20 protein-coding genes are annotated in these 24,226 nt (G+C 71.9%); 12 read left to right on the forward strand and 8 right to left on the reverse strand.

Annotated elements, in window-relative coordinates; translation table 11 throughout:
- Positions 1 to 11 precede the first annotated feature (11 nt).
- The 6 genes from ABD999_RS26625 (at position 12) to ABD999_RS26650 (ending at position 7,256) form a co-directional block, all read left to right on the forward strand.
- Positions 12 to 1,532: a class I adenylate-forming enzyme family protein gene (locus tag ABD999_RS26625; protein ID WP_148033405.1), complete on the forward strand. Its 1,521-nt coding sequence runs from the start codon at positions 12 to 14 to the stop codon at positions 1,530 to 1,532.
- Complete coding sequence (locus ABD999_RS26630; RefSeq protein WP_271276956.1) at positions 1,532 to 2,344, forward strand: fumarylacetoacetate hydrolase family protein; 813 nt, start codon at positions 1,532 to 1,534, stop codon at positions 2,342 to 2,344. The genes ABD999_RS26625 and ABD999_RS26630 overlap by 1 nt, the downstream gene beginning before the upstream one ends.
- A 143-nt stretch (positions 2,345 to 2,487) precedes the next feature.
- Positions 2,488 to 3,738, forward strand: a complete 1,251-nt coding sequence (locus ABD999_RS26635) for an ABC transporter substrate-binding protein (RefSeq protein WP_187281308.1) — start codon at positions 2,488 to 2,490, stop codon at positions 3,736 to 3,738.
- Positions 3,739 to 3,795: 57 nt separating this feature from the next.
- On the forward strand, positions 3,796 to 4,671 hold the full coding sequence (locus ABD999_RS26640) for a branched-chain amino acid ABC transporter permease (protein WP_271276957.1): 876 nt from the start codon (positions 3,796 to 3,798) through the stop codon (positions 4,669 to 4,671).
- Positions 4,672 to 4,690: 19 nt separating this feature from the next.
- On the forward strand, positions 4,691 to 6,541 hold the full coding sequence (locus ABD999_RS26645; protein WP_271276958.1) for a branched-chain amino acid ABC transporter ATP-binding protein/permease: 1,851 nt from the start codon (positions 4,691 to 4,693) through the stop codon (positions 6,539 to 6,541).
- Positions 6,528 to 7,256 (forward strand): ABC transporter ATP-binding protein, encoded by a 729-nt coding sequence (locus ABD999_RS26650; protein ID WP_148033400.1) that lies wholly within the window; start codon positions 6,528 to 6,530, stop codon positions 7,254 to 7,256. Before ABD999_RS26645 ends, ABD999_RS26650 begins: the two co-directional genes overlap by 14 nt.
- On the opposite strand, the gene ABD999_RS26655 is transcribed toward ABD999_RS26650, so the two are convergent.
- Positions 7,253 to 7,948, reverse strand: a complete 696-nt coding sequence (locus tag ABD999_RS26655; protein WP_271276959.1) for a TetR/AcrR family transcriptional regulator — start codon at positions 7,946 to 7,948, stop codon at positions 7,253 to 7,255. The two genes, ABD999_RS26650 and ABD999_RS26655, sit on opposite strands and share 4 nt — an antisense overlap.
- A gap of 115 nt (positions 7,949 to 8,063) precedes the next feature.
- Between ABD999_RS26655 and ABD999_RS26660 the strand changes: the two genes are divergently transcribed.
- Genes ABD999_RS26660 through ABD999_RS26670 form a run of 3 tightly spaced genes read left to right on the forward strand, consistent with a single transcriptional unit; the run spans position 8,064 to position 10,221 of the window.
- On the forward strand, positions 8,064 to 8,417 hold the full coding sequence (locus ABD999_RS26660; RefSeq protein WP_271276960.1) for a YrdB family protein: 354 nt from the start codon (positions 8,064 to 8,066) through the stop codon (positions 8,415 to 8,417).
- A gap of 2 nt (positions 8,418 to 8,419) precedes the next feature.
- Complete coding sequence (locus tag ABD999_RS26665) at positions 8,420 to 9,331, forward strand: NAD-dependent epimerase/dehydratase family protein (RefSeq protein WP_148033397.1); 912 nt, start codon at positions 8,420 to 8,422, stop codon at positions 9,329 to 9,331.
- Positions 9,328 to 10,221 carry a Gfo/Idh/MocA family protein gene (locus ABD999_RS26670; RefSeq protein ID WP_148033396.1) on the forward strand — a complete coding sequence of 298 codons (894 nt, stop codon included), beginning with the start codon at positions 9,328 to 9,330 and terminating at the stop codon, positions 10,219 to 10,221. The genes ABD999_RS26665 and ABD999_RS26670 overlap by 4 nt, the downstream gene beginning before the upstream one ends.
- Here ABD999_RS26670 and ABD999_RS26675 read toward each other — a convergent pair.
- Positions 10,202 to 11,023 (reverse strand): trypsin-like serine peptidase, encoded by an 822-nt coding sequence (locus ABD999_RS26675; protein WP_271276961.1) that lies wholly within the window; start codon positions 11,021 to 11,023, stop codon positions 10,202 to 10,204. The two genes, ABD999_RS26670 and ABD999_RS26675, sit on opposite strands and share 20 nt — an antisense overlap.
- A gap of 138 nt (positions 11,024 to 11,161) precedes the next feature.
- On the reverse strand, positions 11,162 to 12,418 hold the full coding sequence (locus ABD999_RS26680; RefSeq protein ID WP_271276962.1) for a Glu/Leu/Phe/Val family dehydrogenase: 1,257 nt from the start codon (positions 12,416 to 12,418) through the stop codon (positions 11,162 to 11,164).
- A 236-nt stretch (positions 12,419 to 12,654) separates the two neighbouring features.
- On the opposite strand from ABD999_RS26680, the gene ABD999_RS26685 reads away from it, so the two are divergent.
- Positions 12,655 to 14,211, forward strand: a complete 1,557-nt coding sequence (locus ABD999_RS26685) for an alkaline phosphatase D family protein (RefSeq protein ID WP_345482936.1) — start codon at positions 12,655 to 12,657, stop codon at positions 14,209 to 14,211.
- 42 nt (positions 14,212 to 14,253) lie between these two features.
- On the opposite strand, the gene rocD is transcribed toward ABD999_RS26685, so the two are convergent.
- From rocD to ABD999_RS26700, 3 genes are all read right to left on the reverse strand, one after another.
- A complete protein-coding gene (gene rocD, locus ABD999_RS26690; RefSeq protein ID WP_271280172.1) occupies positions 14,254 to 15,462 on the reverse strand; it encodes an ornithine--oxo-acid transaminase in 1,209 nt (402 codons plus the stop codon).
- 1 nt (position 15,463) lies between these two features.
- Complete coding sequence (ddaH, locus tag ABD999_RS26695) at positions 15,464 to 16,303, reverse strand: dimethylargininase (protein WP_378525169.1); 840 nt, start codon at positions 16,301 to 16,303, stop codon at positions 15,464 to 15,466.
- Positions 16,304 to 16,383: 80 nt separating this feature from the next.
- Positions 16,384 to 16,869 (reverse strand): Lrp/AsnC family transcriptional regulator, encoded by a 486-nt coding sequence (locus ABD999_RS26700; protein ID WP_148033390.1) that lies wholly within the window; start codon positions 16,867 to 16,869, stop codon positions 16,384 to 16,386.
- A gap of 96 nt (positions 16,870 to 16,965) precedes the next feature.
- Here ABD999_RS26700 and ABD999_RS26705 point away from each other — a divergent pair, with 96 nt between their 5' ends.
- Both ABD999_RS26705 and ABD999_RS26710 read left to right on the forward strand, forming a co-directional pair.
- Positions 16,966 to 19,308 carry a GH1 family beta-glucosidase gene (locus ABD999_RS26705; protein ID WP_333485751.1) on the forward strand — a complete coding sequence of 781 codons (2,343 nt, stop codon included), beginning with the start codon at positions 16,966 to 16,968 and terminating at the stop codon, positions 19,306 to 19,308.
- A gap of 83 nt (positions 19,309 to 19,391) precedes the next feature.
- Positions 19,392 to 20,570 carry a hypothetical protein gene (locus ABD999_RS26710; RefSeq protein ID WP_271280171.1) on the forward strand — a complete coding sequence of 393 codons (1,179 nt, stop codon included), beginning with the start codon at positions 19,392 to 19,394 and terminating at the stop codon, positions 20,568 to 20,570.
- Between the two features lie 5 nt (positions 20,571 to 20,575).
- Here the strand turns inward: ABD999_RS26710 and ABD999_RS26715 are convergent, their stop codons facing one another.
- On the reverse strand, positions 20,576 to 21,982 hold the full coding sequence (locus tag ABD999_RS26715) for a glycoside hydrolase family 16 protein (RefSeq protein ID WP_148033387.1): 1,407 nt from the start codon (positions 21,980 to 21,982) through the stop codon (positions 20,576 to 20,578).
- A gap of 146 nt (positions 21,983 to 22,128) precedes the next feature.
- A complete protein-coding gene (locus tag ABD999_RS26720; RefSeq protein WP_271280170.1) occupies positions 22,129 to 22,848 on the reverse strand; it encodes a vWA domain-containing protein in 720 nt (239 codons plus the stop codon).
- Positions 22,849 to 24,226 lie beyond the last annotated feature (1,378 nt).

Consider the following 24,226-nt stretch of genomic DNA (forward strand, 5'->3'; position numbering starts at 1 on the left):
GAGGCAGGAACATGCGCACTACCGCTGATTTTCTCCGGCTGAACCGGCGCCGCTACCCCGAGCGCACGGCCGTGGTGGACGAGAACTCGCGTGTCACCTACGCCGAGCTGGCCGACCGGGCCTACGCGGTCGCGGCCGGACTGCGCGCCGACGGTGTCCGGCGCGGCGACACCGTGGGCATCCTGGCGGGCAACTCCATCTTCGTCGTCGAGGCGTACCTGGGCGTGCTGTGCGCCGGGGCGGTGCCGGTCATGTACAACTGGCGCTGGGCCACGCCTGAGCTGGTGTTCGGGCTGAACGACTCCCGGGCCGAGGTGGTCCTGGTCGACCAGGAGTGGGTCGCCTCGGTGAAGGCGGCGCAGGAGACCGGCGAGCCTCGTCACCTGCGCCGCGTGGTGGTGGAGGGCCCCGACTACGAGGCCTACCTGGGTGAGCCGGTCGAACCCGAGCTGACCGGCGACATGGACGCCACCAACGTCATCATGTTCACCGGCGGCACCACCGGCTTCCCCAAGGGCGTGGTGCTGTCCGAGCGCAGCGCCGTCGGCAACGGGCTGAACGAGATCATCGACACCGACATGGAGCACTCGGACGTCACGCTCCTCATCGCGCCGATGTTCCACGCCGCGTCGCTGCTGTGCTGGTTCGTGCCGCACCTGATGCTGGGCGCCACGTCGGTGCTGATGCGCCGTTTCGACGAGCGCCAGGTGGGCGAGGTGGTGCAGCGCGAGGGCGTGACCAACGGCTTCCTGGTGCCCAACATGGTGCGCAGGCTGCTCGCCGCGGGCGTCTTCACCGACTACGACTGGTCCGGCTACCGGCGCATGTACGTGGGCGGCGCGATCTTCAAGATGCCCGACAAGACCGCCGTCCGCGACGCGCTGCCGCACGTGCGCGTCTACTACCAGTACGGCCTGACCGAGGGCGGGCCGATCGTCACCCGGCTGCGCCCGGAGGACATGTTCAGGGAGGACGTCGACGGCTCGATCGGCCGCGAGTTCCTGCTCACCGAGGTGCGCCTGCGTGCCCTGGACAGTGACGACGAGGTGCCGCCGGGGACCGTCGGCGAGATCACCGTGCGCGCCCCCAACATCATGGACGGCTACTTCGGCAGGCCCGCGGAGACCGCGCAGGTGCTCAACGCGGAAGGCTGGCTGCGCACCGGGGACCTGGCCTCGCAGGACGAGAACGGCTACTTCTACTACCACGACCGCGCCAAGGACATGATCAAGACCGGTGGCGAGAACGTCTACTCGGCCGAGGTCGAGCGGGTCCTCTACACGCATCCGGGGATCAGCGAGGCGGCCGTCATCGGCCTGCCGAGCACGGAGTGGGACGAAGAGGTGTGCGCCGTGGTGGCGCTCAAGGAAGGCGCCGAGCTGGGCGCCGACGAGCTGAGGGACTACTGCCGAGCGCGCCTGGCGGGCTACAAGATCCCCAAGCGGATCGCCTTCGTGCCGGCGCGTGACATGCCGGTCAACGACAGCGGCAAGATCATGAAGACCCGGTTGCGGTCGATGGAGCTGTTCTGATGCGCTGGGCCACGCTGCGCACGCCTGACGGCACCCGCGCGGCCCGTCGCGAGGGTGACGTGTACGTCCTGCTGGACGCGCCGGACGTGGGGGCGCTGCTGCGCCGCCCCGATCCGGCGCGCGCGGCCGAGGTGGGCCAGGTGCCCGTGGGCGAGGCGGACTGGGCGCCGCTGGTGACAGGCCCGGCCAGAGTCGTCTGCGTGGGGCTGAACTACCGCTCGCACATCGAGGAGATGGGCCGCGAGGCGCCCGAGCACCCCACGCTGTTCACCAAGTTCGCCAGCACGCTCACCGGCGCCCGCGACGACCTCGCCATCCCTTCCGACAGCGACCAGGTCGACTGGGAGGCGGAACTGGCGGTCGTGGTCGGCCGCCCGCTGCGGCGGGCCGATCCGGGCGAGGCGCTGGCGGCGATCGCCGGCTACACCGTCGCCAACGACGTCTCGATGCGCGACTGGCAGTGGCGGACCAGCCAGTGGCTGCCGGGCAAGGCGTTCGACGCCAGCACGCCGCTGGGGCCCGAGCTGGTGACGCCGGACGAGGTGGACCACGCCCGCGACCTGGAGGTCACGTGCGAGGTCGACGGCGTGGTCCGCCAGCGCGGCCGCACCTCCGACCTGGTCTTCGACGCGGCCGCCGCGCTGGCCTACGTCAGCCGGTTCACCGCCTGGGAGCCCGGTGACGTGCTGCTCACCGGCACGCCGGGCGGGGTGGGGGCGGCGTCGGGGCTGCGGCTGGTGCCGGGGTCGGTCCTCACCACGCGGGTCGACGGGCTCGGGACCTGCGTGAACCGGTGCGTCGCGGACTCCTGACCGGCCGGCAGGTCTCCCGCCGGTAACGATTCCGGCCCAGCGAAAAAGGGCCTTTAAGCAATCAGAAATCACATGGTACGTTGAGCGAACGGTCGTTCGTTCGTGTAGAGCGCCTCTGGCGACCGCCCGGAAGGGAGAATCTGGTGAAGTTCGATTCAGCGTCTGAGGGCCGGCCGCGCCCCCGGCGGTGGCGGCTGGCCGCCGCCGCCCTGGTGCCGCTGCTCCTCGCCGCCTGCGGCGGCAATGGACAGTCCTCGGGCGACGCCGCGTCCGAGCCCTACCATCTGGGCGTGCTGGTCGACCTGACCGGCTCGTACGCGGCGCTGGGCGAGGCCGAGAAGACGGCGACCGAGGCCTTCGCCAAGAAGGTGAACGCCGAGGGCGGCATCAACGGCCGCCAGCTCAAGCTGACCGTGGTCGACGGCCGCAGCAGCGAGTCCGACGCCGTGAGCGGTGTGCGCAAGCTGCACAGCGAGGGCGCGCTGGCCGTCATCGGGCCCAGCGGCACCAGCGCGAGCATCGCGATCAAGCCGATCACCGCCAGCCTCAAGATCCCGGCGATCGGCATGGCCTCCGGCACGGCGATCGTCGAGCCGATCGAGGAGGCCAAGTGGATGTTCAAGAACTTCCCGGACATCACCCGCTCCACCAGGGCCATGCTGTCGTTCGCCAAGGGCCTCGGCGCGAAGTCCGTCTCCGTGCTGGCGCCGAACAACGCCTACGGGCAGCAGCAGTCCAAGGCCGTGCCGGAGCTGGCCAAGGAGTACGGGCTGACCGTCGCGGGCAGCGAGCTGCACGACCCTGACGCCACCGACTTCGTCCCCCAGCTCACCAGGCTGAAGGGCGCGGCCCCCGACAGCGTCATCGTCTACGGCGTCGTCCCCGGCAGCGCGGTCATCGGGCAGAACGCCAAGCAGATCGGCTTCGACGCCGAGTTCATCTACGAGCCGGGCTCCGCCTCGCCGGACTTCATCAAGGTCGGCCAGGACGCCGTCGAAGGCCGCTACGTGGTGGGGACCAAGGCGCTGGTGGCCGACAGCATCGCCGAGGACGACCCGCAGTACCAAGCGGTCAAGGACTTCGTCGCGGCGTACGGGGCCGAGCCGACCCAGTTCGCGGGCAACGGCTGGGACGCGATCACGATGTTCACCGAGGCCATCAAGAAGGCGGATCCGGACCTGTCGGACCTCGACGCGGCCCGCACGGCCATCCGCGACGCGCTGGAGAACCAGCTCGGCGGCACCGCCGCCGTGAACGGGATCTACCGCTACTCACCGACCGACCACTCCGGCCTCGGAAGCGAGGGGCTGGCACTGCTGCAGGTCAAGGACGGCGCCTTCCGCTACGCGGGAGGCCTGACCGAGACCGGCGAGGTCGTCCTCGACCAGGAATGACAAACCCGGGCGGCCGGTCCCCCTCCCGGCCGCCCGCCTCCGCTCAGAGGCAGGAACATGAACTCGCAGGACCTCCTCCAGGTGATATTCACCGGGGTCACCAACGGGTCGATCTACGGCGCGATCGGGATCGGTTTCGTGGTGATCCACCGGATCACCGGCGTGATCAACTTCGCCATGGGCGACCTGGCCCTGGTCGGCGCCTTCGCCGCCGTGGTGCTGGCCAAGCTCGTGCCGCTGTGGCTGGCCGTCCCCCTCGGCATCCTCGTCGCGGCGGCGGCGTCGATGGTCGTCTACACGCTGGCGGTCCGGCCGCTGCGCAAGAAGGCGCTCCTCGTCCAGGTCATCGCGACCCTCGGGGTGGCGATCGGGGTGCGTTCCCTGCTGCAGATCATCTTCGGCAGCGGCGCGTACCAGCTGGCGCCCTTCACCGCGGGGCCGGCGATCAACGTCGGCGGCGCCACCATCGCCCGCCAGGCCCTGTGGGTCGTGGCGCTGACCGTGGTGATCGTCATCCTGCTGACGGTGTTCTTCGACAAGAGCATGCTCGGCCGGGCGGTGACCGCCTGCGCCGTCAACCCGTTCGCCGCGGGCGTGGTCGGCATCAACGTCGCCCTGATGGCCGCGCTGTCGTTCGGTCTCGCCGGCGCGGCCGCGGGCACCGTGGCGATCGCGCAGACGCCGCTGTCGGTCATCACCGTGCTCGGCGGGCTCGCGCTCAGCCTCAAGGGTTTCGTGGCGGCGATCCTCGGCGGCCTGGACCGCATCGGGCTGACCGTCGTCGGCGGCGTCATCCTCGGGCTGATCGAGGCCGCGACGACCATCTTCGCCGGGTCGCTCTACACCACGCTCGCGGGCCTGACCCTGCTCCTCGCCCTGCTGATCTTCCGGCCGGCGGGACTGACCCGGCTCCGGGTGTCGACGCGGGTCTAGCGATGACAAGGAATCTGCCGTGAACTCACTCCGTAAGCACCGCACGGCCATGGGCGTGGCCGCCGCGATCCTCGTCATCGCGCTGGGCCCCCTGGCCGTCGACGACACCTACACCCAGGGCCTGATCGTCAACTTCGGCATCGACGCCGTGCTCGCGCTCGGCCTGGTGCTCCTGGTCGGCTACGCCGGGCAGTTCTCGCTGGCCCAGGCCGCCTTCGCCGCGATCGGCGCGTACGGCTCGGCCATCGGCACCGTGCGGCTCGGCTGGCCGCCGCTGGTGTCCATGGTGGTGGCGGCGGCGGTGGCCGCCCTGCTCGTGTACGCCATCGGCCGGCCGATCCTGCGGCTGCGCGGGCACTTCCTGGCGATGGCCACCCTCGCCCTCGGCGAGATCCTCTACCTGCTGCTCACCAACTCCGAGGAGCTCGGCGGCTCGTCGGGCTTCGGCGGCATCCCGCCGTTCTCGGTGTTCGGGCTCTCCTTCGACGACCAGCGTGCGCAGGTCTACCTGGTGCTGGTCGTGCTGGCGCTGGGGCTCTGGTTCGCGGTGCGGATGAAGTCCAGCCGCGAGGGCCGCGCCCTGCGGGCGCTGCGCATCAACGAGACCGTCGCCTCCGCCCACGGCGTCGACGCCGCCCGCGCCAAGACCAAGGCGTTCGTGCTGAGCGCCGTCTTCGGCAGCGTCGCCGGCAGCCTGTACGCGCACACCATGATGTACGTCAACCCGGCGCCGTTCGGCGTCATGCACTCCGTCGAGATCCTCGTCGTGGCGGTCATCGGCGGCGTGCTGTCGCCGTGGGGACCGCTCGTCGGCGCGGCGGTGCTGACACTGATCCGCGAGGCCAGCACCAGCGTCATCCCCGGGGTGCTCGGCGAGGGCGCGGTGGGCGCCGGCGAGGAGTTCACCGTCGGCCTGCTGCTCGTCCTGGTGCTCGTGCTCATGCCGGAGGGCGTCGTTGGCGCACTCGGCCGCCTGCGCGCCAGGCTTCTGCCGGCCAGGTCCGTCGCCGACCCGGCCCCGGCCCAGCCCTCGGCCCCGGCCACCGCCCCGTCGTCCGCTCGGAGTCCCGGACGGGTCCGCCTTCAGGTGTCCGGCCTGACCAAGCGGTTCGGCGGCGTCGTCGCCGTCGGCGACGTGGACCTGGTGCTGCACGACTCGGAGATCCTGGGCGTCATCGGCCCGAACGGCGCCGGCAAGAGCACGCTGATCAACCTCCTGTCCGGCGTGCTCACCCCCACCGAGGGGCGCATCGAGTTCGACGGCGAGGACGTCACCCGGGCGCCCGCCCACAAGGTGGCCGCCAAGGGACTGGCCCGCACCTTCCAGACGCCTGTGGTGTTCGGCGGCATGAGCGTGCTGGAGACCGTCCTGGTCGGCACCTACACGGTCGGCCGCGCGGGGATCGCCCGCTCGGTGATCCCCACCCCCGGCGTGCTGCGTGAGGAACGGCAACTGCGCGAGGCGGCCGAGGCGGCGCTGGCCCGGTGCGGGCTGGCCCACCTGGCCGACGTGGAGGCCGACCAGCTCTCGCTCGGCCACCAGAAGGTGCTGGAGATCGCCCGCGGCCTGGCGGGCCGGCCGGCCGTGCTGCTGCTCGACGAGCCCGCGGCCGGGCTCAACCGCGCCGAGAAGCAGCGGATGGCCGCCCTGCTCAGGGAGCTGCGCGCGGAGGGCATCGCGCTGCTGCTGGTCGAGCACGACATGGAGATGGTGATGGAGCTGGTCGACCGGGTGCACGTCCTGGAGTTCGGCAAGACGCTGCGGGTCGGCACGCCGGACGAGGTCCGCTCCGATCCCGAGGTGATCCGCGCCTACCTGGGCGTCGACGAGGACGAGGACGAGGAAGGAGCCATCCGTGTCGATCATTGAGGTGAGCGGGCTCCGCTTCTCCTACGGGCCGGTCGAGGTGCTTCACGGCATCGACCTGCGGGTGGACGAGGGCGAGATCGTCGCGGTCATCGGCCCGAACGGCGCGGGCAAGACCACGCTGCTCAACGTGCTGGGCGGGGCGCACCGCTCCAGGTCCGGCACCATCGCGCTACGCGGCGAGGACGTCACCCGTGCCTCCCAGGACTCGCTCGTGCGGCGAGGGCTCTCGCTCGTCCCCGAGGGGCGGCAGATGTTCTCCAGCATGACGGTCGACGACAACCTGCTGCTCGGCACGTACGCGCGGCGCCGGGAGGTCGACGCCGACGGTCTGCGGGAGATGGTGTTCGAGCTGTTCCCCCGGCTCAGGGAGCGGCGCGACCAGCTCGCCGGCACGCTGTCCGGCGGCGAGCAGCAGATGGTGGCCATCGGGCGGGCGCTGATGTCGGACCCGTCGATCCTGCTGCTGGACGAGCCGAGCCTCGGCCTGGCGCCGCAGTTCGTCAGCCTGATCATGCGCACGATCCGGCGGCTGCGCGACAACGGCCGCACGGTGGTGCTCGTCGAGCAGAACGCCAAGGCCGCGCTCCGGCTCGCCGACCGGGCGTACCTGCTGGAGCTGGGCACCGTGCACGTGACGGGCCCGGCCCGCGAGCTGGCCCAGGACCCGCGGGTGGTGGCCGCCTACCTGGGCGGCGGTGACAACGCCGTCGCCTAGCGCAGGCCCATGAGGGCGGCCAGGGTGCGCATCGAGTGGTCGAAGGCCGTGCGCCTTTCCTCGATGGCGTTGTTCAGCTGGCCGAACAGCTCGAAGCTGATCCACCCGTACAGGGCGGTCCAGGACGTGAGCGCGCGGAACATCAGCTCGTCCGGGACGCCCGCCATGATCGTGCGCAGGTTGTCCGCGTCCGCCCTGAGCGCGTCGGGGGGGAGCGGCCGCAGCGGGGGCGGGTCGACGGCGTCCGCCTCGTGCGCCTCGCGCAGGGTCGCGCCGAGCACGGTCACGTCGCGCAGCCGGGCCGGGACCGTGTCCTGCGGCGCCTGGTAGCCGGGCACCGGGGAGCCGTAGAGGAGCGCGTACTCGTGCGGGTGCGCCAGCGCCCAGTCGCGCAGGCCGTGGCAGGCGGCGAGCCATCGGCCGAGGTAGTCGTCGCGCGGGCAGGCGGCGTCGGCCCGCTCCACGGCCTCGCCGAGCGCGTTGTAGCCCTCGATGATCAGCGTGGTGAGCAGGTCGTCGCGGCTCGGGAAGTAGCGGTAGATCGCCGAGGACACCATGCCCATCTCGCGGGCGACCGCGCGCAGCGACAGCCCGCCCGCGCCCTCGGTGGCCAGTTGGCGGCGGGCGATGTCGGTGATCTCCCTGGTGAGCTCGGCTCTGACCCGCTCTCGCGCGGTACGGCTCGCTGTCATGCCCAGCACGTTACCAGAGCGCACGCCGGAAACGAGAGCACTGCTCTTGACGATGGCCGCTCTCTTGAGAGAGCATTGCTCTCGTAAGGGAACGGCAGTCACTCAGGAGGTCATCGTGCTCCCCATCGCCAAGGGCGCCAACCTGGCGCTGATGTTCTTCCTGGAGCTCGGGGTGCTCGCCTCCGCCGGCTACTGGGGGTTCACGCTGAGCCAGCACTGGGGCGTGAAGCTCCTCGCCGGGCTCGGCGCGCCCGCGCTGTTCATCGCCGCCTGGGCCCTGTTCGGGGCGGGAGGCGGCGCCAACGCCGTCATCCCGCTCACCGGCCTGGCGCGCGCCGCGCTGGAGATCCTCTGGTTCGGCGGCGGCGCGCTGGCGCTCTACGCGGCCGGCGCCGCCGTTCCCGCCGGGGCGCTCGCCGCCCTCTTCGTCGTCAACGCGGTCCTCCGCATCGTCTGGAAGCAGGTCTGATCATGGGCAAGCACGTCGTCGTGGGTTCCGGCCAGGTCGGTGCGCATCTGGCACGCGAGCTCCTGGACCGGGGTCACGAGGTCACCGTGGTGACCCGGTCGGGAAGCGGTCCCGAAGGAGCCGTCAAGGTGGCGGCCGACGTCGCCGACCGGCGCCGCCTCATCGAGATCACGAAGGGCGCGGACGTCCTCTACAACTGCGTCAACCCGCGCTACCACCGCTGGCTCACCGACTGGCCGCCGATGGCCGCGTCGTTCCTGGCCGCGGCCGAGGCCAGCGGCGCGGTGCTGACGATCCTCGGCAACCTCTACCCGTACGGCCCGGTCACCGGCCCGATGACCGAGGACCTGCCGCTCGCCTCAGCCAACCCCAAGTTCCGGGTACGGGCCCGCATGTGGGAGGACGCGCTGGCCGCGCACCGGGCCGGCCGGATCCGGGTGACCGAGGTGCGCGGCTCCGACTACTTCGGCCCCGGCGCCACCGACCAGTCCTACCTGGGCACCCGGTTCCTGCCCGCGCTCAAGGCGGGCAGGACCGTCCAGGTGGTCTGGCCCCTCGACGTCCCGCACAGCTGGACGTACCTGCCCGACGTGGCCAGGGCGCTGATCGTCGCCGGGGGCGACGAGCGGGCGTGGGGGCGGCCCTGGCACGTGCCGACCGCGGAGCCGATGACGTTCCGTCAGGTGGGGGAGGAGATGGCCCGGCTGCTCGGCCGGCCCGCGCCGAGGATGGTCCAGCTCCCGTGGCCGCTGGTGCGGGCGGCCGGGCTCTTCCAGCCCATGATCGGCGAGCTGCGGCACGTCCGTTACCAGTTCGTCGCGCCGTACGTGCTCGACTCGTCGGCCTTCCAGCGGACCTTCGGGGTCGCTCCCACCCCCGTAGGCGAGGCGTTCAAGGCTACGCTCGACGCGTGAAGACCGCCCTGATCGGCCTCGGCGACATCGCGGAGAAGGCCTATTTGCCGGTGCTGGCCGCCCATCCCGGGCTCGACCTCCACCTGTGCACCCGTGACCGGGCCAGGCTGCGTCGTCTCGGCGACGCCTACCGGGTCGACCGGCGGTTCACCACGGTGGACGAGGTGGTCGAGGCCGGGGTGGACGTGGCGTTCGTGCACGCCGCCACCCCCGCCCACCCGGAGATCGTGGAGACGCTGCTGTCCGCGGGGGTGCACGTGTACGTGGACAAGCCGCTGGCCGACAACCTGGGCGACTGTGAGCGGCTGGCCGCGCTGGCCAGGGCCGGGGGCAGGTCCCTGATGGTGGGCTTCAACCGCCGGCACGCGCCGGGCTACGCCGCCCTGGCGGAGCTGCCCAGGCACCTGGTGCTGATGGAGAAGAACCGGGAACGCCTGCCGGGCGCCCCGCGCCAGGTGGTCTTCGACGACTTCATCCACGTCGCCGACACGCTCAGGTTCCTGGCGCCGGGCGAGGTCACCGGCACCCGCTTCCGCACCCGGGTGAACGGCGACGGGCTGCTGGAGCACGTCGTGCTGGAGCTGTCCGGCGACGGCTTCACCGCCATCGGGGTGATGAACCGGGTGAGCGGGGCCTCCGAGGAGAGCTGCGAGGTGATGGGCGACGGCGTCAAACGCCGCGTGGTCAACCTCGGCGACGTGGTCGACTACGCCGGCGGCGAGACGCTGCGGCGGCGGCCCGACTGGGTGCCGGTCGCCCGTCAGCGCGGCATCGAGGCGATCTGCGCGGAGTTCCTTGCCGCCGTCGGCGCGGGCCGCCTGGTCACCGCCGACGACGCCCTGGTCACCCACGCGCTCTGCGAGGAGATCGTCACTTCGATCGGAGCATGATCCGGTCGGCCTGCTCGTACATCCGGGTGAACGTCCTGCTGCCGAGCCGGCTGAGCACGGTGAAGCCCTTGTCGTCGCGGAGCGGGCTGGAGGAGGAGACGACGCCGGCCACCCCTCCCTCGTACAGCGCGGGGCCGCCGCTGCCGCCGGCCGCCGCGTGGCAGTTGCGGGTGACCAGCACGCCCGGCCCGCGTTCCTTGCCCTCCACCGCGTCGCCGACGCAGCGGTACATGCGGTTGCCCGGATACTGCTTGCCCGCCGGGTAGCCGAGCAGTTCCAGCCCGCGCAGCGGGGTGCCCCTGCGGGTCGGCAGCGGGCGCAGCCCCCGCCCGGTCAGGTCCTCCAGCCGGCCGCGCGGCTTGGCCGACACCCCGGCCAGGCCGACGTCGTACGGCAGCAGGTCGGGCCCGAACCCCCGGCCGCGCCAGCGGGACGGCACCCACGTGCGCTCCACCGGCCACACGCCCTCGACCGGCCGGCCCCGGTCGTAGCCGGGCAGGAACGCGAGCTGCTCCAGCACCCGGCCGTGGTCGCGCAGGCAGTGCGCCGCCGTCAGCACCAGGCTCCGGCTGCGGGAGCGCACCACGGTGCCGCCGCACGTGATGTGGCGGCCCGTCTCCCGGTCGCGGCCGACCAGGACGCCGGTCAGCCGCCGCGTGCCCGTATAGGGCCGCGGCACGGGGGCGTAACCCAGCCGGTCGCCTTGGGGCGTGAGCACCTCCCGCGCCGGGATGTTACGCCGCGGGACCTCGGCGACGCCGGAGGGATCGAGCAGGGCCAGACAGAGCACCAACCTCAACACCCACCTACTTCTAGCAGGAAACGATCAGCGCTCTGACCAGCGACATCAAGGTTTACCCAACCTGGGTACTTCTCACCCCCGCGGGGGTACGGCCTGCCCGTGGACCCGGCCAGGGCAGGCCTGCCCGGCGTACCGGCTCTACGGGTAGAGGCCGCGCATGCGGTGGGCCTCGGCGACCCGGCCGACGCCGATGACGTGCGCCGCCTCGCGGAGGGTGAGGTCGCGTTCGGCGGCCACCGACTTGACCTCGCCGTACGCGCTCTCCATCATGTCGCGGAGCTTGCGCTCGATCTGGCTCTCGCTCCAGGAGCAGGCCTGGATGTTCTGCACCCACTCCAGGTACGACACGATCACGCCGCCCGCGTTGGCCAGGATGTCGGGCACGATCGTGGTGCCGTTGGCGGCCAGGACGCGGTCGGCCTCCGGCGTGGTGGGCCCGTTGGCGCCCTCCACGATCAGGCGGGCGCGTATCCGGGGCGCGTTCGCCTCGGTGATGGCGCCCTCCAGCGCGGCCGGGACCAGCAGGTCCACGTCCAGCTCCAGCAGCTCGTCCAGGCCGAGCGCGTCGGCGTCGCGATAGCCGCGCACCTGCCCGGACTCGGCGACCCAGGCTCGCAGCCCGGCGACGTCGAGGCCGTCGGGCGCGTACACCGCCCCGGTCACGTCGGAGACCGCGACGACCTTGCAGCCCGCGTCGGCGAGGTACTGGGCGGCTCCCGCGCCCACCTTGCCGAAGCCCTGAACCGCCACCGTCACGCCCTCGGGCGAGCGGCCGAGCGCGGACAGGGCGGCGATCTGCACGCCGCGCGAGGTGGCGCCGGCCCGGCCCAGCGAGCCGCCGAGCGGCATCGGCTTGCCGGTGACGACGCCGGGCACCGCGTAGCCGGCGTTGACGCTGTAGGTGTCCATGATCCAGGCCATGGTCTGCTCGTCGGTGCCGACGTCAGGGGCCGGGATGTCCTTGTCCGGGCCGATCAGCGGCAGGATCTCGTTGACGTAGCGGCGGGTGAGCCGCTCCAGCTCGCGGGTGGTGTATCCGGCGGGGTCGACGGCCACGCCGCCCTTGGCGCCGCCGTACGGGATGCCGACCAGCGCGCACTTCCACGTCATCCACATGGCGAGCGCGGTGACCTCGTGGATGTCGGTGGCCGGATGGAAGCGGATGCCGCCCTTGGCGGGGCCACGCGAGACGTTGTGCTGGACCCGGAAGCCTTGGACGACGTCCATGCTGCCGTCTTCGCGCCGGACCGGCACCGCGACGGTCAGCGACCGGCGGGGCGTGGCGAGCATCGCGCGGAGCCCGTCGTCGAGCCCCAGCCGCTCGGCTGCGCTGTCGAGTTGGAAGTGAGCGGATTCGAGGGCCTCCTGGCCCGCGCTGATCTGTGCCGGCGTCATTGACGGCACCATGACACTCATGGAAGAGCTTCCTCCTGTTATGTACGCCCATTACCGGGTAAGGCGCCGTTGCCTATAACCCATTTGGGCGTTCTTGTACGGATCATCCTAGAGCGGGGGGAATATGTAATGTGTGATCTCCTTGCGATCCAAGCCGCTGATCCAGATGCTTGGAAGGTGCCACTCTGGCAGGCTTGTGGCCCGGAGTGCGCCGAACTGTCGAAGTGGAGGGTGTGATGCCCGAACTGGTGGTCGGGCCGATGCTGCGGTACGTCGATTCTGCCAGCGCTTCGATTTTCGTGGAGACCGACGAGCCGTGCACGGTCCACATCGAAGCCGGCGGCGGCTCGTACGAGTCGGAAACCTTCACCGTCCACGACCATCACTACGCGATCGTCGACATAACGGAGCTTTCCCAGAATGTCGGCTCCTATGCCGTCACTCTCGACGGTGAGCGGGTGTGGCCGCTGGAAGGCCGTCCGCCCAGCCGGATCCGGCTCATCCCGCCCGACGGGCCCGCGCGGCTGATGTTCGGCTCCTGCCGCACGACCGCGCCGCACGACACGGCGCACCTCCTCACCCACGGGTACGACGTGCTGCGCTCCTACGGCTGCCATCTGGCCGAGGCCGGTGACGAGGAGTGGCCCGACCTGCTTTTGCTCCTCGGCGACCAGGTCTACGCCGACAACCCCTCGCCGGAGATGCTCGACTACATCCACGCGCGCCGCGACACCGAGCCGAAGAACGAGATCGCCGACTTCGAGGAGTACGCGGAGCTCTACCGCAGGGCGTGGACCGACCCGGACATCCGGTGGCTGCTGTCGACCGTGCCCAGCGCGATGATCTTCGACGACCACGACCTGCGCGACGACTGGAACACCTCGCAGACCTGGCGCGAGCAGATGGCCGAGACCGGCTGGTGGGGCCGCCGGGTGGTCGCCGGGCTCGGCGCCTACTGGGTCTACCAGCACCTCGGCAACCTCTCCCCGCAGGAGCGGGCCGCCGACCCGCTGCTGCGCAAGCTGCTCGACGGCGGCGGCGACGGGGCGGCCGAGCTGGACGCGTTCGCCTCGCAGGCCGACGCCGAGCCGAGCAGCAACCGGTGGAGCTACTCCCGCGACCTCGGCCAGGCCCGGCTCATCATGATCGACACCAGATGCGCCAGGCAGCTCACCCCGGGCGACCGCCGCATGCTCGACCCGAGCGAGTGGGCCTGGCTGGAGGAGGAGCTCGCCAAACCCGCCGAGCGGCTGATCATCGGCTCGTCCATCCCGTTCCTGCTCCCCGAGGGCGTGCACGGGGTGCAGAACTGGAACGAAGCGCTCTGCGACGGCGCCTGGGGCCGGCCGGTGGCGCGCGTGTCCGAGTCCTTCCGCCAGGCCGTCGACCTCGAACACTGGGCGGCCTTCCGGCGCTCGTTCGAGGACCTGTCGAAGCTGCTGGCCGCGCTGGGCAAGCCGGTGCTCATCCTCTCCGGCGACGTGCACTACTCCTACGTCGCCAAGGCCCGCACCGGCCCGATCTACCAGATCGTCTGCTCGCCCATCCGCAACCCGCTCAGCCGCCTGCTGCGCTGGGCCAACGTGCTGACCCAGTTCGGCGTCGCCACGCTGATCGGCGGCCTGCTGGCCCGCTCGGCCCGGCTGCCGCGGCCGCCCTTCCGGTGGCGGATCGTCAAGGGGCCGTGGTTCCAGAACGCGGTCGCCACGCTCACCTTCCCGGGCCCCGAGGCCACCTGGTACGAATCCACGGGCGACGACGTACGGAAGATCGCCACGTTACGGCTGGAGTGAGCCGCCGAGTCCGCGCGCCCGCGGGCGCGCGGACTCGGCGGGTCAGCGCAGGGAGCCGACCGTCTCGGCGAGCCGGTCGAGCGCCCAGAGGAGGTCCTCCTCCGAGATGACGATCGGCGGCGCGAGCCGGATCGTCGACCCGTGTGTGTCCTTGGCGAGCACGCCGCGCGCCATCAGCGCCTCCGACACCTGGCGGCCGGTGGCGAGCGACGGGTCGATGTCGACGCCCGCCCACAGGCCGCGCCCGCGCACCGTCACCACGCCGTGGCCGACCAGCTCGCGCAGCCGCGCGTGCATGATCCCGCCCAGCTCGGCCGCCCTGGCCTGGAACTCGCCGGTGCGGAGGATCTCCACGACCGCGCTGCCGACCGCGCAGGCGAGCGGGTTGCCGCCGAACGTGGACCCGTGCTGCCCCGGCTTGATCACGCCGAGCACGTCCTCGTCCGCGGCGATCGCCGACACCGGCACCACGCCGCCGCCGAGCGCCTTGCCCAGGACGTAGACGTCGGGCACGACGCCCTCGTGGTCGCAGGCGAAGGTCCTGCCGGTGCGGCCCAGGCCCGACTGGATCTCGTCGGCGATCATGAGCACGTTCTGCTCGGTGCAGATCTCCCGCACCTGGGTGAGGTAGCCGTCGGGCGGCACCAGCACCCCGGCCTCGCCCTGGATCGGCTCGACGAGCACCGCGACCGTGTCGTCGTCGATGGCCGAGCGGATCGCGTCGGCGGACCCGTACTTCACGATCGTGAAGCCCGGGGTGTAGGGGCCGAAGTCGTCGCGGGCGTCCGGGTCGGTGGAGAAGCTGACGATCGTGGTGGTGCGGCCGTGGAAGTTGTCCTCCATCACCACGATGTTGGCCTTGTCGCGCTCGACGCCCTTGACCAGGTAGCCCCACTTGCGGGCGACCTTGATCGCGGTCTCCACGGCCTCGGCGCCGGTGTTCATCGGCAGGATCATGTCCTTGCCGGTGAGGTCGGCCAGCCCGGCGCAGAACCGGGCGAACTGGTCGTGGTAGAAGGCCCGGCTGGTCAGCGTCAGGTTCCTCAGCTGCTCCTGGGCCGCCGCGAGGATCTTCTCGTTGCCGTGGCCGAAGTTGAGCGAGGAGTAGCCGGACAGGAAGTCGAGATAGCGCCTGCCCTCGACGTCGGTCACCCAGGCGCCGTGCGCCTCGTGGAGGACCACGGGCAGCGGATGGTAGTTGTGCGCGCTGCGGCGCTCGCTTACTTCGATCAGCTCCGCGCTGGTGGTCATGTCAGTTCTCCCCCCTGATCTCGAGTGTGCAGCACTTGGGGCCGCCACCCGCCTTGCGCAACTCCGACAGATCGACCGGAACCACCTCGTACCCACGTCGCTTCAGCTCTAGCTGGAGATCGCCCGCCTCGGCGTTGATCACCACGTTGACGCCGTCGCTGACCGCGTTGAGCCCGAGCACGGCGGCGTCGTCGGCGGTGGCGAGCACCGCGTCGGGGAACAGCCGGCGCAGCACCTCCCGGCTGCCTTCGGAGAACGCGCCGGGGTAGTAGGCGACGTTGCGGCCGTCGAGCGGGAACAGCGCCGTGTCGAGGTGGTAGAAACGCGGGTCCACCAGCCGCAACGAGATCACCGGACGGCCCAGGAACTCCTGGGCCTCGTGGTGCGCGGCGACCCGGGTGCGGAAGCCGGTGCCGGCCAGGACGATCTCGTCCATGGTGAGGAAGTCGCCCTCGCCCTCGTTCACGTGCTCCGGCTCCAGCGTCGGGTAGCCGCGCTCGGCGAACCAGCGCAGGTAGGCCGGCCCTTCGGCGGCCCGCTGCGGGAACGCGAACCGGGCGCCGTACACGCGGCCGCCGACCACCAGCGCGCCGTTGGCCGCGAACACCATGTCGGGCAGGCCCTCGATCGGCTCGATCAGGCTCACCTCGTGCCCGAGGCTCTCGTACGCGGCTTTGAGGCCCTCCCACTGCCGGATCGCCACGGCGCGGTCGGCGCCCGCCGCGGGATCCATCCACGGATTGATCGCGTACTCGACCGCGAAGTGCTCCGGCGGGCACATGAGAAAGCGTCTGGGCATGCACGACTCCGTCGTCTTCGTCGGGGCGTTTCCCCATGTCAGGGGTCGAGCACAGCCTAAGAACGCCCCTCACGCGGCGGAAGAGGGCGGGATTGCGCGCGTGTGAAGTTCTGTTGCGAGTATCAGCCGGGGACGTGTGATCCGTTGCGCGCGTCCGGCAACGTGGTGCCGGGAGGGCTGTCGACCAGCCTCGACAGCACGATCGCGCTCTTCGTCCGCACCACGAACGGCTCCGCGGCGATGCGCTCGATCACCCGCTCCACATGGCGCACGTCCGTCGCCCTGATGTGCAGCAGCGCGTCGGCCTCGCCGGTGATCGTGGCCGCGCCCACCACCTCCGGATAGCGGGCCACGGCCAGCGCGATGTCGGACGGTTTCGTCTTGCCCTGGCAGAACAGCTCGACGTACGCCTCGGTGGTCCAGCCGAGCGCGGCCGGCGCGACCATGGCGCTGAAGCCGGTGATCGCGCCGCTCTCGCGCAGCCGGTCGACCCGCCGCTTGACCGCCGACGCGCTCAGGCCGACTTCCTGCCCGATCTCGGCGTAGGTCTGCCGGGCGTCCTCGACGAGCGCGGCGATGATGTCACGGTCCAGCCGATCCAGTTCCACGGGCTCTGTATATCGCCAACGTCGTGTGGCGCGCGACGATCGAACCGGGGCAAACTGGCCCCTTCGATGAGGCATGGCACGGGGAGTGGGCAAGTGATGAGCAGAGGGACGTTCCCTGATCGTTTCGTGTGGGGCGTGTCGACCTCCGCGTACCAGATCGAGGGCGCGAACGCGGAAGACGGCCGGGGGCCCTCCATCTGGGACGCGTTCTCCGACTCGCAGGCCGCCTGCGACCATTACCACCGCTACCCCGGCGACGTGCGGCTGATGAAGGATCTGGGCGTGGCCGCCTACCGGTTCTCGGTGAGCTGGCCGCGGGTCCTGCCCGAGGGCTCGGGCCGGGTGAACACGGCCGGGCTCGACTTCTACGAGCGGCTGGTCGACGAGCTCCTCTCGGCCGGCGTCACCCCGTACGCGACCCTCTACCACTGGGACCTGCCGCAGGCGCTGGAGGACCGGGGCGGCTGGCCGGAGCGCGACACCGCGCTCCACTTCGCCGACTACGCCCGGGTCGTGCACGAGCGGCTGGGCGACCGGGTGCACACCTGGTTCACGCTGAACGAGCCGTGGGTGGCCGCGTTCCTCGGCTACGGCGCCGGGGTGCACGCGCCCGGCCGGAAGTCGGCCGCCGACGCCTTCCGCGCCGCCCACCACATGCTGCTCGGGCACGGGCTGGCCGCCTCGGCGCTGCGCTCGGCCGGCGCGGCCAGGGTCGGCGCGGTGCTCAACTTCGCGCCCGTGATGACCCCCGGCCAGGTCACCGACCCGGCCAGGGAGCTGTCGGAGGAGGACGCCGACGCGGTCGCCAGGATCGACGAGCTGGTGCACGGGCAGTTCCTGGAGCCGATGCTGCGCGGACGCTACCCCGAGCGGCTGCTGGACGTCGTGGAGTCCGCCGCCGGGCTCGGCCACGTCCGCGACGGCGACCTGGCCGTCATCGCCCAGCCGCTCGACATGCTCGGCGTCAACTACTACGCGCCCAGCGTGGTGCGCGCCCAGCCGGGCGAGCCCGCCGACCCCGTCTACCCGGGCAGCGACGGCGTCCTGTTCTGCACCGTGCCGACCGCGGTGACCGCGATGGGCTGGCCGATCGTGCCCGGCGCGCTCACCGTGCTGCTGCGCCGGCTGTCCCGCGAGTACCCCGACCAGGAGCTGATGATCACCGAGAACGGGGCCGACTTCGTCGACACCGTGACCGCCGACGGCATCCACGACGTCGACCGCGTCAGCTTCGTCGAAGAGCACCTGCGGGCCCTGCTCGCCGCACTCGACGAGGGCGCCAAGGTCCGCGGCTACCTGCTGTGGTCGCTGCTCGACTGCCTCGAATGGGCCGACGGCTACCAGCGCAAGTTCGGCATCGTGCACGTCGACTTCGCCACCCAGCGGCGCCGCCTGAAGGACAGCGCCCTGTGGTACCGCGACGTGGTGCGCCGCAACGGGCTCGGCGACGGCCGGCCCAAGCGGCCCACCCTGGAGACCGTCGCCGCCCGGGCCAAGGTCTCCAGGGCCACCGTGTCCCGCGTCGTCAACGGCGACGCCGCGGTCAGCCCCGAGGTCCGCGAGAACGTCCTGCGGGCCGTCAAGGAGCTGGGCTACGTGCCCAACGCCGCCGCCCGCAGCCTCGCCACCCGCCGCACCGACACGGTCGCGCTCGTCCTGTCCATCCCGCGCCCCGACGACGCGCTCACCGCCGCCGTCGTCCAGTACGTGACCAGCGTCCTGGAAGGGGCGGGCAAGCAGATCACGCTCATGCTCGCCGACACCTCCGAGAGCCACCGGCGCATCGTCCGGCACGTCGAGGCCGGGCTGTCCGACGGGGTGGTGCTGCTCCCGACGGACGGGGCCGACCCGCTCGCCGAGCGGCTCGCCCGCACCGACGTGCCGCTCGTCCTGCTCGGCCGGCCGGCGATCAGCTCGCTCGTGCCGTACGTGGACGCCGACAACACGGGGGGCGCCGCCGCGGCCACCGAGCACCTGCTGCGGCAGGGGCGCAGGCACATCGGCCTCGTCTGCGGCCCCACCCACCTGGTCGCCGTCCAGGACCGCATGGCCGGGCACCGCGACACGCTCCAGCGGGCCGGACGGCTGCCGCACGTCGCGCTGGCCGGCGACACGGCCGAGTCCGGCGCGGCGGCCCTCACCCGGCTGCTGTCCGACGAGCGCCGCCTGGACGCCGTCCTCGCGACCTCCGACCACCTGGCGATCGGTGTGCTCAGGGCCGCGGCCGAGGCCGGGCGGCGGGTGCCGGACGACCTGGCGGTGGTGGGCTTCGGCGACATCGAGGCGGCCGCGTACACCACCCCCGCGCTGACCACCGTACGGACGCCCGCCTCCGACCAGGCCATGGCCCTGGCCCGGCTGATGCTCTCCCGCCTGGAAGGCCGCCACGCCACCCCGGTGGTGCTCCCCGCCAGGCTGGTGACACGCTCCAGCGGCTGACCGGCACGGAGCGACGGTCCGGGAGGGCGTGGGGCGGTTAGCATCGAGGGACAGTGTCGTCCGGAGGGTCGTCTGGAGGCCCGATGCGCCTGTCACGCCGCCGTCCCACGCAGCCCGACGAGCCCGCGCAGGTCATCCGCGTGGCGCCCGCGGTCGCGTACGACGGAGACCTCTACCACCTGCCCGACTGGACGGCGCGCCGCGACGCCGAGCGCGAGCTGGGGCGGCGGCACGCCGCCGACGGCCAGATCGACACGCTCACCCTGCAGACCGGCAGCGTGCCCCGCTTCCACGAGCTGGAGGACGAGCGGCTCGGCGAGCTGGCCCGCATCGAGGACCTCACCGAGCGGGAGCTGCGGCAGGCGCGCGCCGCGCTCGAAGGGCAGAAGATCAGGCTGGCCGAGTCGCAGCGCGCCTTCGCCGCCGCCCGCGCGGCGCTCGACGACACCCGGCCACGGGTCGCCGAGCTGGAACAGCCCAGCCGCCGCCCCGGCGACGGCCGCCCCAGCTCGATCGCGATCTCCGGCAGCCGGTGGCCCGTCGTGCGCCGCTGGCTGCCCGCCGCGCTGCTGCTGCTCCTGCTGGTGATCGTCGAGGTGCCGATCCTCTACCAGGTGATCCTCGACTGGGGCGACAGCGTCGCGATGACCGCGCTGCTCGCCGCGGGCGCCGCCCTCATCATGCTGGTCGCGCCGCACATGTACGGGCGCGCGTTCCGGTCCTGGCAGGAGCACGGCGGCTCGGCCAAGGGGCGCTGGCTGCTGATCGGCGTGGCGCTGGTGTGGCTGGGCTTCATCGTGGCGGTGGCCGTGCTCCGGCGCGACGCGCTGGTCCGGCCGCTCGTCGTGGACGGGGAGGAGATCGGGCCCACCGCCGAGGGGGCCGGCACGCTGCCCACCATGGTGCTGCTGCTGGCCCTGCTGATCGCCACCGCCCTCATCGCCGCCGACCTGGGCCGGCGCATGCACAAGCCGAACGACCGGACGCTGCGGGAACTGCGCGCCAAACTGGACGCCGAGTCCAGGGCGTTCGCGACCGCGCAGGGCGTCTACCAGCAGGACGCCGGATACGCCGAGAGCATCGCCCAGTACGTGGAGTCGGTCGACCGGCGGCTGGCCGGCCGGACCCGGCAGCTCGACCGCGGCTTCGACAGCCTGGCCACCGCCTACCTGGGCGGGGTGGTGGAAGGGTTACGGGACCCGGAGGCGGCGAGCTGGGCCGAACGGATCGTGGCCAGGCGCCGTGCGGCGCCCGGCCGGTGATCCCCTTAGGTGGTGGAGAAGGTGAACCAGTTGACGTTCACGAAGTCGGCGGGCTGGCCGCTGCTGAACGTCAGGTAGACGGTGTGCGTCCCGGTCGTCGGCGTGATGTTGGCCGGGACCGTGCGCCAGCTCTGCCAGCCGCCGGTGTTCCCGATCGCGAAGTCGCCGATCGGCGGCGCCGTCGGGCTGCCCAGCCTGACCTGGACGAGCCCGCTCACGCCGGCGCCCGCCCCGGAAGCCACCCTGGCCTTGAACTGCTGGGCCGCCGTCGAGCCGAACCGGACGTTGTCGAAGCGGAGCCAGTCGCCGTTGCGGATGGCGCCGACGTTCTGCCCGCCGCCGGAGTCCGTGGTGGTCTCCGTGATGGTGCCCGACTGGGCGCTGTAGCCCTCGGCCTGGATGGTGGAGCGCGCGTCGAACCCGTCACCCGGGGGGTCGGTCGGCGGGTCGGTCGGCTGGGTGCCGGTGCCGCTCTGCCACACGGCCACGTAGTCGACCAGCATCGGCCGGCCGGACACGGTCGCGGCGGTCGGCGTGCCGAAGCCCGCCACGCCGTTCGGGAAGGCGCCGCCCATGGCCACGTTCAGCAGCAGGAAGTAGCCGGCGTGACCGGTCATGTTGTTCCACGTGGTGGCGTCGAGCTGCGACTGGCTCACACTGAAGAACTGCTGGCCGTCCACGTACCAGCGCAGCTGGTTGGGGCTGACGCTGCGGTCCCACTCGAAGCGGTAGGTGTGGAAGGACGACTGGCAGGTCGAGCCGGGGCAGGCGCGGCTGCCGCCGATGCCCTGGGTCTCGTTGCACGGGCCGCCGGGGTTGACGCCGCAGTGGAGCACGGCCCAGACGGTGTTGAGGCCGTTGACGTTCTCCATGATGTCGAACTCGCCGATGGCCGGCCAGTTCCAGTAGTTGCCCCGGTAGGGGGAGCCGAGCGCCCAGAACGCGGGCCAGTAGCCGAGCGCGGCGTCGCCGGTGACGTTCGGCATCTGGATGCGGCCCTCGATGCGCAGGATGCGTCCGTCGGCGGGCTTGAAGTCGGAGCGCCGGGTCTCGATGCGGCCGGAGGTCCACTCGCCGTTCGAGCCGCGCAGCGGGGTGATGCGCAGGTTGCCGGAGCCGTCGAGGCTCAGGTTGGCGGGGTTGGACGTGTAGTTCTGGATCTCTCCGGTGCCCCAGTTGCCGGGGCCGCCGGGGTAGCCGTGGCCGGTGTCGATGATCCAGTTGCTGGACGAGGGCAGCGAGCCCGACGAGCCGTTGAAGTCGTCGGCCCAGACCAGCGACCAGCCGGACGGGGTGGCCGGGACGGAGGCGGCGGCGCTCGTGGCCACCTGGACGAGCAGGCCGCCGACGGCGGCCAGCGCCACGGCGGCGGCCGCTATGCGGCGGCGCACCCTGGACGGTGGTGATGTCATCACTGCTCCTGGGGGGAAGGGAGGCGGAGTGAAGAGAGCGCTCTCACGCCGAACGAAAACACAGTTCCTTACCTGTTGTCAACAATCGTCACCGCAGGCGTTGCAGGAAGGTGAACAGTCCGGCATGCTGTGAGAGAGCGCTCTCCCTACAGGAGGTCGGCGGCCGTCGTGCCGGCCGCCTCGAACGCCTCTGCCCAGAACGCCTCCAGCAGCGGGAACCGGTCCGGGTTCGCCGTCCGCTCCCGCAGGAACCCGTGCACCGTCACCGCGTACCCGCCCATGCCGGGCAGCAGTCCGGCCCGCCGCAGCTCCTCGACCTTCCGCTTCCGCGCCGCTTCGCCCAGCTCCAGGCGGTTGATGTTCAGCTCGCCGCGGTTGTTGCTCAGATCGCTGAACACGATGAGCCGGTGCTCCTTGTCCGGCTGCCGCCGCGCGGTCATCTGCTTCACCATGTACCGCAGCGCGCCCAGCACGTCCGAGCCCTCGCCCTCCGCGGGGCAGTCGAACAGCCGCACCGCCCTGGGCACCACCTCTTTGATCCGGTGCGTCCTCACCCGTTCCTCGACGACCGGGTTGTCGTTCGGGTTCTCGGCGCGGGTGGCGGCCACGGTGACCGGGTCCTCCCGGCACGAACTGCTCTCCGACGCGCCGGTGACGGCGGCGAACCCCACCCAGTCGCACCCCTGGGCGAACTCGGGCAGCTTCGAGGTCACGTCCTCACGGGACGTGGCGGGCTCCGCGTAGCTCGTGGAGTCCACCACCACACCGCACACCGCCCCCGCGTCCGTCCCGCACCCCGCCACGCCACCGGCCACCAGCGCCGCGACGCCGAGCACGGCCACCCCTCTGCTCCCTAACCCGGCCAACGCCGCTCCTCTCCGTCGCCGTCACGTGGTGTGCTGGGCGATGCGGCGCTCGGGTCGCCGAACGCCTCCCGCCATGGATAGGTCCGCCGCTGCCCTCTGGCACGGTCCTGTCCTGTTGGAGTGCTTGTCGCGGTGGTGTCTTGTGTGGGTGGGGTGTGTGGTTCGGCGGCGCGGTCGTGTGCCGGTGGGGTGCGTGTTTCCGTGGCGCGGTCGTGTGCCGGTGGGGTGCGTGTTTCCGTGGCGCGGTCGTGTGCCGGTGTGGTGCCTGTCTCGGTGGCGCGCTCCTGTGCCGGTGGGGTGCGGTTGGTGTGGTCCTGCTTGCGTGTCTCGGTGGCGTGGCCCGGTCCGGGATGGACGTCGGTTTCGGCGTCCTGGTGTGGTTCCTGCGGGCCGTCGTCGGCTGGCTCGCCGACGTCGCTGTCCGTACGAGGGGAGCCGGGCCCGGCGCTCGCCGGCCCGTCGGCGGAAGCCTCAGAGTCGTCATGCCCTGGATGCTCATCGCTCGTCGGCGAAGGCGTGAGGGCGTCGGTCTCGCGGGTCTCCACCGCCTCACCTGGTACGTAAGCGGTCTCGTGCAGGGGATCCGGGGAGGGGTGGGCGGCTTGCGACGGTGACGGAGCCATGCCGGAGGTACCTGCCGGGGGATACGTGACCTCTGCAGGGGCCGTTGCCGTACGTAAGGAAGAGACGGCTTCTGGAAGAGACGTGGGGGATCGGTCCATCGTGGGCCGGGCGGCTGGCGGCGGGGATGTGGTGGCGGTTGGATCCAGCGCGGGGTGGGTGCTCTCCGGCGGGTAGACGGTGGAGGCCGTCTCGGGTCGGGCGGCTGGCGGCGGGGATGGGGTGGCAGTGGGGTCCACCGCGGGATGAGTCTCCGGCGAGGAGACAGTGGCGGCCGTCTCGGGTCGGGCGGCTCGCGGCGGAGATGGGGTGGCGGTGGGATCCAGTGCGGGGTGGGTGGTCTCCAGCGGGGAGACGGCGAGGGCCGTTTCGGGTCGGGTGGCTTGGGATGTGGTCGCGGTGGGATCCGCCGGGAGATGAGTGGTCTCCGGAGGGGAGACGGTAGGGGGCGTTTCCGGTCGGGTGGTTTGGGACGGGGATGTGGCGGGGGTCGGGTCCGCCGGGGGTTGGGTGGTCTCCTCCGGAGATGTGGTGGGGGTGGGGGTCGGGTCTGCCAGGGCTTGGGTGGTCTCCGGTGGGGATGCGGTTGGGGTGGGGTCCGCTGGGGGTTGGGTGGTCTCCCCCGGGGATGCGGTGGGGGTGGGGGCCTTGGTGGGTTCGGTGGCCTGCGGCTGAGATGTGGGGGCGGTGGAGTCCGTCAGGGAGTAGCTGACAGCCCACAGCGGCCCACCCCCGGCCTTCACCGACTGGTGGGTCT

Origin of the sequence: Nonomuraea ferruginea, assembly GCF_039540635.1 — a bacterium.
Classification (GTDB): Bacteria; Actinomycetota; Actinomycetes; order Streptosporangiales; family Streptosporangiaceae; genus Nonomuraea; species Nonomuraea ferruginea.

What these genes read in the sequence shown, in the direction of transcription:
- ABD999_RS26625 (WP_148033405.1), top strand. Translation starts at nt 12, where the DNA reads ATGCGCACTACCGCTGATTTTCTCCGGCTGAACCGGCGCCGCTACCCC.
- ABD999_RS26630 (WP_271276956.1), top strand. Translation starts at nt 1,532, where the DNA reads ATGCGCTGGGCCACGCTGCGCACGCCTGACGGCACCCGCGCGGCCCGT.
- ABD999_RS26640 (WP_271276957.1), top strand. Translation starts at nt 3,796, where the DNA reads ATGAACTCGCAGGACCTCCTCCAGGTGATATTCACCGGGGTCACCAAC.
- ABD999_RS26655 (WP_271276959.1), bottom strand. Translation starts at nt 7,948, where the DNA reads ATGACAGCGAGCCGTACCGCGCGAGAGCGGGTCAGAGCCGAGCTCACC.
- ABD999_RS26665 (WP_148033397.1), top strand. Translation starts at nt 8,420, where the DNA reads ATGGGCAAGCACGTCGTCGTGGGTTCCGGCCAGGTCGGTGCGCATCTG.
- ABD999_RS26680 (WP_271276962.1), bottom strand. Translation starts at nt 12,418, where the DNA reads ATGACGCCGGCACAGATCAGCGCGGGCCAGGAGGCCCTCGAATCCGCT.
- ABD999_RS26685 (WP_345482936.1), top strand. Translation starts at nt 12,655, where the DNA reads ATGCCCGAACTGGTGGTCGGGCCGATGCTGCGGTACGTCGATTCTGCC.
- rocD (WP_271280172.1), bottom strand. Translation starts at nt 15,462, where the DNA reads ATGACCACCAGCGCGGAGCTGATCGAAGTAAGCGAGCGCCGCAGCGCG.
- ABD999_RS26705 (WP_333485751.1), top strand. Translation starts at nt 16,966, where the DNA reads ATGAGCAGAGGGACGTTCCCTGATCGTTTCGTGTGGGGCGTGTCGACC.
- ABD999_RS26710 (WP_271280171.1), top strand. Translation starts at nt 19,392, where the DNA reads ATGCGCCTGTCACGCCGCCGTCCCACGCAGCCCGACGAGCCCGCGCAG.
- ABD999_RS26715 (WP_148033387.1), bottom strand. Translation starts at nt 21,982, where the DNA reads ATGACATCACCACCGTCCAGGGTGCGCCGCCGCATAGCGGCCGCCGCC.